Here is a 9,062-nt window from a genome sequence, read left to right as displayed (position 1 = left end):
GTGGCGCGCCACTCCGAAAGCACTCCGGACTCCAAGGCCGCCAGGGTGTAGGGCATCTCATCGACCAGGGCCGTGGCGAAACCGAGATGACGGCCGCCCTGCACCGGCGCGTCACGACGTGCCAACGCGACCTCGCTTGCCAGGCCACGGCCCCGACGGTTCGCCGGCACACCCGCGGCCTCCTCGGCAGCGCGGCGCTTCGCCTTCCACAACGCGGTCGCGCGGGCCTGTGCTGCGGCGGCCGACGACTTCAATCGCTCGAACCGCTCGACCGCCTCCCGCAGGTCCGCCTCCGAGGCGGCCGGGTCGATATCGAACAGACTTTCGAACATGCACAAGACGCTACACGCGGCCACCGACAAGCGGCGTCGTGCCTGGTCAGGCCTGTTGAGCGGACGAGCTCAGCCCAGCCAGGCACCGATACGACGCAGCGCCTCCTCGATGTCCGACGACGGCCCCGCGAACGACAGCCTGACGAAGGAACCGCCACGGGTCGGATCGAAGTCGATGCCGGGCGCGATCGCAACTCCGGTGTCGGCGAGCAATTTCGAACAGAACGACAACGAATCCGAGGTCAGGTGCGAGACGTCGGCGTACACATAGAACGCACCATCGGTGGGAGCCAGCCGGTCGATTCCCAGGGCGCGCAAGCCGTCGAGCAGCATCGCGCGGTTGGCGGCGTAATGGTGGAGCAGTGCGTCGGATTCGGCGATCGACTCCGGGGTGAACGCGGCGACCGCGGCGTACTGCGGCAACGTGGGTGGGCAAATCGTGAAGTTTCCGGTCAAACGGTCGACCGCGCGCCGGAGTTCGTCGGGAACGAGCAGCCAGCCGAGCCGCCACCCCGTCATCGCGAAGTACTTCGAAAAGCTGTTCACCACAATCGAATCCCGCGATGTCGCCCAGGCGCAGCTCGCGGTCGGCGCACCCTCGTAGACCAGCCCGTGATACACCTCATCGCTGATTAGCCTTACGCCCCGCGACGCACACCAGGAAGCGATCGCGGACAGTTCTTCGGACGGAATCACCGTGCCGGTGGGGTTGGCGGGGCTGGCGACGATGACACCGTTGACAGGCGGGTCGAGACTCTCGAGCATCTGCACCGTCGGCTGGAAGCGCGTCTCGGGACCACATGGCATCTCGACGACCTCACAGCCCAGCGCGGAGAGGATGTTGCGGTAGCAGGGGTAGCCCGGGCTCGCGATCGCGACCCGGTCACCGACGTCGAAACAGGCGAGAAACGCCAACAGGAATCCACCCGACGAACCGGTGGTGATCACCACGTCGTCGGGATTCACGTGCAGCCCATGCCGATCCAGGTAGGAACTCGCAATCGCCGCACGCAGCTCCGGGATCCCGAGCGCGACCGTATAACCCAGGACGTCGGTCTCCAGGGCCGCCTTGGCCGCCGCCCGAACTGCCGTTGGGGCACCCGCGCTGGGCTGGCCCGCGGACAGGTTCACGAGGTCACCATGACTGCGCTGGCGCTCGGCGGCGGCCAGCCACACATCCATGACGTAGAAAGGCGGTATTCCGGCACGCAGCGATGCGCTCACGGGTCCAACGCTAGAACACTTCGGATTCGAGCCTGCGCAGGTAGTCGCGCGCAGGACCGAGCAGCTGGGCGCTACTGTGCGCACGCTTGAAGTACAGCTGGATGTCGTGCTCCCAGGTGATCGCGATGCCGCCGTGCATCTGGACCGCCTCCGCGGCGACCTTCGTGAAGGCCTCGCTGGCCGTGAACCGGGCCAGCGCTGCCGACGTCGGTGACGGCGCGGCGATCGCCTCGTCGACGACGGCGCGTGCGCTCTGCACAGCGACGTAGAGGTCCGCCATTCGGTGTTTGAGCGCCTGGAAGCTGCCGATCGGTCTGCCGAACTGCACCCGGTCCTTGGTGTACTGCACGGTGAGATCGAGGCAGCGCGACGCGGCGCCTATCTGCTCGGCGGCCAGCAACAGCGCCGCGGTGTCGGCGAGGCCCGGGTCCGCGCCGATGTCGACGGTCTCGTCCGCATCGAGGCGAGCCAGCCGGCGCGTCAGGTCCATCGCCTCGACACGTTGCGCGGTGAACCGTGTCCACCTCGACAGCCGGTCGCCGTCGGCGGCGATCACCACATCGGCGATGTCTCCGTGGACCACGTAGCCGGCGTCGAACACGACAGCGCCCAACCGCGAGCCCTCTGCGAGTCCCTCGAGCGCTTCGGCATCGGGTTCGTCCCCCGCCAGGAGGGCCAGCTCGGCGAGGGTGGTGCCCAGCAGCGGCGTCGGCACCAGGGCCTTACCGAGCTCCTCGAGCACGACGGCGGCGTCGGCGAGCTCACCACCCGCACCGCCGAGCTCCTCGGGCACCACCAGGGCCGCGGCGCCCACCTGTTCGCACAGCAGCGCCCACAACGATTCGTCGTATCCGCGTTCGGATTCCATCGCCCGGCGCACCGCAGCGGGCGAGGCGTGTTTGTCCACCAGCGCGGCGACCGTCTCGCGCAGCAGTTGGCGTTCTTCGCTCACGAGAGGGCCTCCAAGACTCGGCGACGGTGCAACGCGGGATCTCCCCATGCCGAGCGCAGCGCCTGAACGCGCAGCAGCCACAGCGACAAGTCGTGTTCTTGGGTGAAGCCGATCGCACCGTGTGTCTGAAGCGCCGACCGCGCCGCGAGCAGAGCAGCGTCGCTGGCCGCGGCCTTGGCGGCGCTGACGTCGCGTGCAGTGTCGGCGGATCCCTCGGCGAGCGACAATGCCGCCCCGTACACCAGCGGGCGGGCCAGCTCCACCGCAATGTGCACATCAGCGAGCTTGTGCTTGATCGCCTGGTAGCTGCCGATCACCTTGCCGAATTGACTGCGCTGCTTGGCGTATTCGACCGACATGTCCAGCATCGCCTGTCCGGCGCCCACCAGCTGGGCCGCCGTCGCCAGGACGCCGAACTCGTAGGCCCGCGCCACGTCGGCGGGCTTGGCGTCGCCGGAGGCATTGACGTCGAACAGCTTTCGGCTCGGATCGACCGATTCATGCTGTGTGCCCGCGGCGCCGTCGTGGACCGCGCTGTCGGTGGCGAGCAGTATCAGCCCCGCGGTGTCGGCGTCGACGGCGCGCGGCACCTGCGGAGGCAGGGCGACCGTCGCGATCAGCTCACCGGACGCCAAGGCGGCGCTGCGCTCATCGTCGGCGAGCAGAACCGGTGCGACCGCGATGGATTCGGCGACCGGCCCGGGCACACACCACCGGCCGAGCCGTTCGGCGGCGACCACCAGATCGACCGGATGGGCGTCGATACCGTCGTATTTCTCGGGCACCAGAAGTGCTGTTACACCGAGATCAGCCAGCTGCGCCCACACCTTGCGGCCCGGTGCGGGGTCTCCGGCGGCCCAGGCCCGAACTGCGCCAGGCAGGTCGGCGGCACCGAGAGCGGCGTCGATGCTGGCGGCGAAATCGCGCTGCTGTTCGTCCAATTCGAAGTTCATGTCATTACTTTCGCGGCAGGCCCAGCAGGCGCTCGGCGATGATGTTGCGCTGGATCTCGTTCGTTCCCGCATAGATCGGGCCACCGAGCGAGAACAAAAGGCCTTCGGTCCAGTTGTCGGCCAGCTCGGCATCCGCCCCCCGCATGTCCAGTGCGGTCTGGTGGATGGCGACGTCGAGGTCGGACCAGAACACCTTGGTCACACTCGACTCGGCGCCCAGCTCGCCACCCGCAGCCACGCGGGTCACGGTGCCGAACGTGTGCAGCCGGTAGGCCTGTGCCTTGATCCAGGCATCGGCGACCCGGTCGGCGATCGCGGGATCGGGGTTCTGTTTCCACTGCGCCACAAGCCGTTCGGCGGGGGCCAGGAATCGGGCGGGGCTTCGCAGCGACATTCCGCGTTCGTTGCTCGACGTGCTCATCGCCGCTCGCCAGCCTTGGTGGACCTCGCCGATGACGTCGTTGTCGGGCACGAAGACGTCGTCGAGGAAAATCTCGCCGAAGCCGGTGTCGCCACCCAGCTGAGCGATCGGGCGGACCGTGACGCCGTCGGCCTTGAGGTCGAACATGAAGTAGGTCAGCCCACGGTGCCGCTCGGCTTCCGGGTCGGACCGGAACAGCCCGAACGCACGCTCGCCGAACGGCGCGCGCGAACTCCAGATCTTCTGGCCGTTGAGCAGCCAGCCGCCGTCGGTCTTGGTGGCGGTCGACCGCAGCGACGCGAGATCGCTGCCCGACTCGGGTTCCGACCAGGCTTGGGCCCAGATCTGCTCGCCGCTGGCCATTTTCGGCAGGACTCGGTCGAGTTGTTCCTCGGTGCCGTGCGCGAACAGCGTGGGGGCCAGCATCGACGTGCCGTTGGCGCTCGCGCGCCCGGGGGCGCCGGCGCGGAAGTACTCCTCCTCGTAGACCACCCACTGCAGCAGGCTGGCGTCGCGGCCGCCGTACTTCTGGGGCCAGGTGATCACCGACAGGCCGGCGTCGAAGAGCACCTTGTCCCAGCGGCGGTGCTGCTCGAAACCTTCGGCGGTGTCGTAGGACTTCGTCGGAAGCGAGTCCCGGTTCTTGGCGAGGAACTCGCGCACCTCGGCCTGGAACTCGAGTGTGGCGTCGTCGAAATTAAGGTCCATCAGGAAGATCCGGCCCTCTCGCGCAGCTGTGGTTTGAGTACCTTGCCCCCGGCGTTCCGTGGCAACGCATCCAGGAACTCCACCGATCGGGGAGCCTTGAAGTTCGCCAAATGCTGCCGGGTGTAGGCGATTACGGTGTCCTCGGCGAGAGTGGCGCCGGGCTTGAGTACGACGTAGGCCTTGCCGACCTCGCCGAGGCGATCGTCCGGCACACCGATCACGGCAGCTTCGGCGACGCCGTCCAACCGTGCCAGCACCTGCTCGATCTCGGCGGGGTACACGTTGAACCCGCCGCAGATGTACATGTCCTTGAGACGGTCGGTGATGCGCAGGTTGCCGTTCTCGTCGACGGTGCCGACATCACCCGTGTGCAGCCAGCCTTCTGGGTCGATGGCCGCGGCGGTGGAGTCGGGGTCGTCGAGGTAACCCAGCATCACGTTCGGACCACGCAGCAGCACCTCGCCCGCGCCGTCCTCTCCCGGATTGTCAATGCGCAGTTCGAAATCGGCGATGGGGCGTCCGGACGTGGTGGCCACGGTGACCGCGTCGTCGTCGGGACGGCACATCGTGCCGAAACCGCTCGCCTCGGTGAGGCCGTAGGCGGTCAGCACGATGTCGATGTCGAGTTCGGTCTGCATACGCTCGATCAACACGACCGGGATCGTGGCGGCACCGGTGACCGCGAACCGCAGCGAGCTCAGGTCGTAGTCGGCGCGCTTGGGATGGTCGAGCAGCGTCTGGTAGATCGTCGGCGGTCCCGGCAGCACGGTGATGCGGTGCTCCTGCACGGCGGCCATCGTCTTCTCGGGATCGAACGTCAGCTGGGGGATGAGCGTGGCGCCGGTCTGCAGGCAGGCGAGGATGCCCGCCTTGTATCCGAAGTTGTGGAAGAACGGGTTGATGCATAGATAGCGGTCGTCGCTGGTGAGCCGGCCGCACTCGGCCCAGGCCGCGGGGGCGTCGAGCGACTGCCGGTGCGCGCACAGCGCGCCCTTGCTGCGGCCGGTGGTGCCCGAGGTGAACAGGATGTCGGACACGTCGTCGGGTTGTACCGCGGCGGCGCGGGTGTCCACCGCATCCAGGTCGGTGCCGGCGGCGATGAAGTCGTCCCAGGTGCCGTCGTCCTTCTCGATCGGCACCCGGACCACGTGGCGTAGCTGCGGGAGGGCGGCGCGGTCGATGGAGGCGGCCTTATCGGCGCCGAGGAACTCACCCGATGCGAACAGCAACGGCGCCCCGGTGCGGGACAAGATGTCGGTGGCCTCGCTCGCGGTGTAGCGGGTGTTGAGCGGGACGACGACCCCGCCCGCGTAGTGGGTGGCCAGACAGGCGACGACCCAGTGCCACGTGTTCGGCGACCAGATGGCGACGCGAGCACCGGTCGTGATGCCGAGGGCGATCATCGCTGCGGCCGCCCTGCGAGCCTCGTCGCGCAGCTGGGCGAAGGTGAAGGTGCGACCGTCTGTGACCAGCGCATCGTGGTCGGAGAACCGGTCGGCGATCCGGTCGAGGACCCCGGGGATGGTCCGCTGATCGTCCGTTGGCCTTCGGCCGTGGCCCCGCGTCATCGAATGCTCCTCTAACAAAGCAAGTGCTTGGTAGGTTAGCCTACAAGGGTGATTGAGGTCGAGGAGTTCCGGGCCGAGGTCCGTGACTGGCTTGCCGCCAACCTCGTCGGCGAGTACGCCGCGCTCAAGGGGCTCGGCGGGCCGGGGCGAGAGCACGAGGTCTTCGAGGAGCGCCGAGCGTGGAATCAGCATCTGGCAGCGGCCGGGTTGACGTGCCTGGGTTGGCCCGAAGAGCACGGCGGGCGCGGGCTGTCGGTTGCGCACCGAGTCGCGTTTTACGAGGAATATGCGATCGCCAACGCGCCGGCAAAGGTCAACCACTTCGGTGAGGAGCTGCTCGGGCCGACGCTGATCGCGTACGGCACCCCCGAGCAGCAGCAGCGCTTCCTGCCGAAGATCCTCGACGTCACCGAGTTGTGGTGCCAGGGCTACTCCGAACCGGGTGCGGGCAGCGACCTCGCCAACGTGGCGACCACCGCCGAACTCGACGGCGACCAGTGGGTGATCAACGGCCAGAAGGTGTGGACGTCGCTGGCGCACTGGGCGCAGTGGTGCTTCGTCGTGGCCCGCACCGAGAAGGGTTCCAAGCGGCATGCGGGCCTGTCGTATCTGTTGGTGCCGTTGGATCAGCCGGGGGTGGAGATCCGCCCGATCGTGCAGCTGACCGGCGATTCGGAATTCAACGAGGTCTTCTTCGATGACGCCCGCACGGATGCGTCGTTGGTGGTGGGCGAGCCTGGCGACGGCTGGCGGGTGGCCATGGGCACGCTGACGTTCGAGCGCGGGGTGTCGACGCTGGGGCAGCAGATCGAGTACGCACGCGAGCTGTCCGGTGTGGCCGAGTTGGCCAAACGCACTGGCGCGGCGGATGACCCGTTGATCCGCGAGCGGCTGGCCCGGTCGTGGGCAGGCTTGCGGACGATGCGGTCGTATGCGCTGGCGACGATGGACGTCGAGCAACCGGGTCAAGACAACGTTTCGAAGCTGTTGTGGGCCAACTGGCATCGCGAGCTCGGCGAGATCGCGATGGACGTACTCGGCCGCGAAGGTCTGGCGCTGACCGACGGCGACTTCAGCGAGTGGCAGCGGCTGTTCCTGTTCTCGCGGGCGGACACCATCTACGGCGGATCGAACGAGGTGCAGCGCAACATCATCGCCGAGCGGGTGCTCGGCCTACCGAGGGAACCAAAAGGGTGACGAAGGATCTTTCCGCAGCTCCGAAAGAGATTGAGGGACACGGCCTGCTGACCGGCAAGGTCGTCGTCGTGACGGCCGCGGCCGGCACAGGCATCGGCTCCGCGGTGGCACGTCGAGCGCTGGCCGAGGGGGCCGACGTGGTCGTGTCCGATCACCACGAGCGACGGCTGGGTGAGACCCGCGATCACTTGCAGGAACTCGGCTTGGGCCGCGTCGAGAGCGTCGTGTGCGATGTCACGTCGACCGCGCAGGTGGATGCGCTGATCGCGTCGACGACGGCGCGGCTGGGCCGGCTCGACGTCTTGGTCAACAATGCGGGCCTGGGCGGACAGACACCGGTCATCGACATGACCGACGAGGAGTGGGACCGCGTCCTCAATGTCACGCTGACCTCGGTGATGCGTGCGACGCGCGCGGCGTTGCGGTACTTCCGCGAAGCCGACCACGGTGGCGTGATCGTCAACAACGCCAGCGTATTGGGTTGGCGGGCACAGCATTCGCAGTCGCATTACGCGGCGGCCAAGGCCGGAGTGATGGCGCTGACGAGGTGCAGCGCGGTCGAGGCGGTCGAGTACGGGGTGCGTGTCAACGCGGTGTCCCCGAGCATCGCGCGGCACAAGTTCCTGGAGAAGACCAGCAGCTCGGATCTGTTGGACCGGCTGTCGGAGGGCGAGGCGTTCGGCCGTGCGGCCGAGCCGTGGGAGGTCGCCGCGACGATCGTGTTTCTGGCCAGTGAGTACTCCAGTTACCTGACTGGAGAGGTGATTTCGGTGTCGAGTCAGCGGGCTTAGCTGGTGACCCGTCTATCGGCGGTCCGCCGCGTGCCCGCTTTGTAGGCGATCAGATAAAGGATTGGGAAGGCACCGAGGGTCAGCACCGTCAAGAGCCCGAGTTGAATTTTCTGTTCAGCGGCGATGGGCCGGCGGGCATCGCGATACCCGAGAGAGATGGCGATGAACACGGCGATGGCACCCCAGCCAACCGGGATCCAGGCCGCGTCGGTCACCGCTCATGTGTACCGAACCTCGGATCGAGAACGCACACGGCAGTAGCCGAGCAAGCGCTTGGTTGATACCCTGTGTCAGTGGGTCAGGTGCCACAGAAGCAACCGTCGGTGAGCCAGCCGCCGACGCGTAGGGATGAGCTGCTCGAGCTCGCGGCGAAGATGTTCGCCGAACGCGGCCTGCGCGCGACGACGGTGCGCGACATCGCCGACTCCGCGGGCATCCTCTCCGGCAGCCTGTATCACCACTTCTCCTCGAAGGAGGAAATGGTGGACGAGGTCCTGCGGGGCTTCCTCGACTGGCTGTTCGCGCGGTACCAGGAGATCGTCGACACCGAGCCCAACCCGCTGGAACGCCTCAAGGGCCTGTTCATGACCTCGTTCGAGGCGATCGAACACCGGCACGCGCAGGTGGTCATCTATCAGGACGAGGCGAAGCGGCTGTCCGGGCAGGAGCGGTTCTCCTACGTCGAGCAGCGCAACAAAGAGCAGCGCAAGATGTGGCTCGACCTGCTCAACCAGGGCGTCGAGGAGGGCTACTTTCGGCCCGACATCGATGTCGACCTGGTGTACCGGTTCATCCGTGACACGACATGGGTTTCGGTCCGCTGGTATCAGCCGGGCGGGCCCCTCACGGCCGAGGAAGTCGGCCGTCAGTACCTCGCTATCGTTCTTGGTGGCATCACAAGAGAGAAGGACTGATC

General features: G+C 67.3%; 9 protein-coding genes and 1 pseudogene. 3 read left to right on the top strand and 7 right to left on the bottom strand.

Annotated elements, in window-relative coordinates; genetic code table 11:
• The 6 genes and pseudogenes from A5698_RS05450 to fadD3 all read right to left on the bottom strand — a co-directional run.
• Nucleotides 1-332: pseudogene (locus A5698_RS05450) on the bottom strand (HNH endonuclease); the annotation flags it as partial.
• Nucleotides 333-401: 69 nt separating this feature from the next.
• Entirely contained in the window at nt 402-1,514 is a 1,113-nt protein-coding gene (locus A5698_RS05445) for a pyridoxal phosphate-dependent aminotransferase (protein WP_197500585.1), read from the bottom strand.
• A gap of 52 nt (nt 1,515-1,566) precedes the next feature.
• Nucleotides 1,567-2,508 carry an acyl-CoA dehydrogenase IpdE2 gene (gene ipdE2, locus A5698_RS05440; protein ID WP_068294154.1) on the bottom strand — a complete coding sequence of 314 codons (942 nt, stop codon included), beginning with the start codon at nt 2,506-2,508 and terminating at the stop codon, nt 1,567-1,569.
• The gene (locus tag A5698_RS05435; RefSeq protein WP_067084446.1) at nt 2,505-3,461 is read right to left on the bottom strand and encodes an acyl-CoA dehydrogenase family protein; all 957 of its coding nucleotides are present in this window, start codon (nt 3,459-3,461) and stop codon (nt 2,505-2,507) included. The genes ipdE2 and A5698_RS05435 overlap by 4 nt, the downstream gene beginning before the upstream one ends.
• Nucleotides 3,462-3,465: 4 nt before the next feature.
• Entirely contained in the window at nt 3,466-4,590 is a 1,125-nt protein-coding gene (locus A5698_RS05430; protein WP_067084442.1) for an acyl-CoA dehydrogenase family protein, read from the bottom strand.
• Nucleotides 4,590-6,158, bottom strand: a complete 1,569-nt coding sequence (gene fadD3, locus A5698_RS05425; RefSeq protein WP_068294151.1) for a 3-((3aS,4S,7aS)-7a-methyl-1,5-dioxo-octahydro-1H-inden-4-yl)propanoate--CoA ligase FadD3 — start codon at nt 6,156-6,158, stop codon at nt 4,590-4,592. Before fadD3 ends, A5698_RS05430 begins: the two co-directional genes overlap by 1 nt.
• A 48-nt stretch (nt 6,159-6,206) precedes the next feature.
• Between fadD3 and ipdE1 the strand changes: the two genes are divergently transcribed.
• Nucleotides 6,207-7,355, top strand: coding sequence for an acyl-CoA dehydrogenase IpdE1 (ipdE1, locus tag A5698_RS05420; RefSeq protein WP_068294146.1), 1,149 nt, complete (start codon nt 6,207-6,209; stop codon nt 7,353-7,355).
• Nucleotides 7,352-8,146, top strand: a complete 795-nt coding sequence (ipdF, locus tag A5698_RS05415) for a (5R,7aS)-5-hydroxy-7a-methyl-1-oxo-2,3,5,6,7,7a-hexahydro-1H-indene-carboxyl-CoA reductase (RefSeq protein WP_068294143.1) — start codon at nt 7,352-7,354, stop codon at nt 8,144-8,146. The genes ipdE1 and ipdF overlap by 4 nt, the downstream gene beginning before the upstream one ends.
• Here ipdF and A5698_RS05410 read toward each other — a convergent pair.
• Nucleotides 8,143-8,361, bottom strand: coding sequence for a hypothetical protein (locus A5698_RS05410; RefSeq protein ID WP_067287848.1), 219 nt, complete (start codon nt 8,359-8,361; stop codon nt 8,143-8,145). The genes ipdF and A5698_RS05410 overlap by 4 nt on opposite strands.
• 108 nt (nt 8,362-8,469) lie before the next feature.
• On the opposite strand from A5698_RS05410, the gene kstR2 reads away from it, so the two are divergent.
• Nucleotides 8,470-9,060 carry a TetR family transcriptional regulator KstR2 gene (kstR2, locus tag A5698_RS05405; RefSeq protein ID WP_084792275.1) on the top strand — a complete coding sequence of 197 codons (591 nt, stop codon included), beginning with the start codon at nt 8,470-8,472 and terminating at the stop codon, nt 9,058-9,060.
• The last annotated feature ends 2 nt before the right edge of the window (nt 9,061-9,062 follow it).

Source organism: Mycobacterium sp. E136 (assembly GCF_001666865.1).
In the GTDB taxonomy this organism is placed as follows: Bacteria; Actinomycetota; Actinomycetes; order Mycobacteriales; family Mycobacteriaceae; genus Mycobacterium.
The sequence above is the reverse complement of the archived record's forward strand: the minus strand, read 5'-3'. Positions and strand labels throughout refer to the sequence as shown.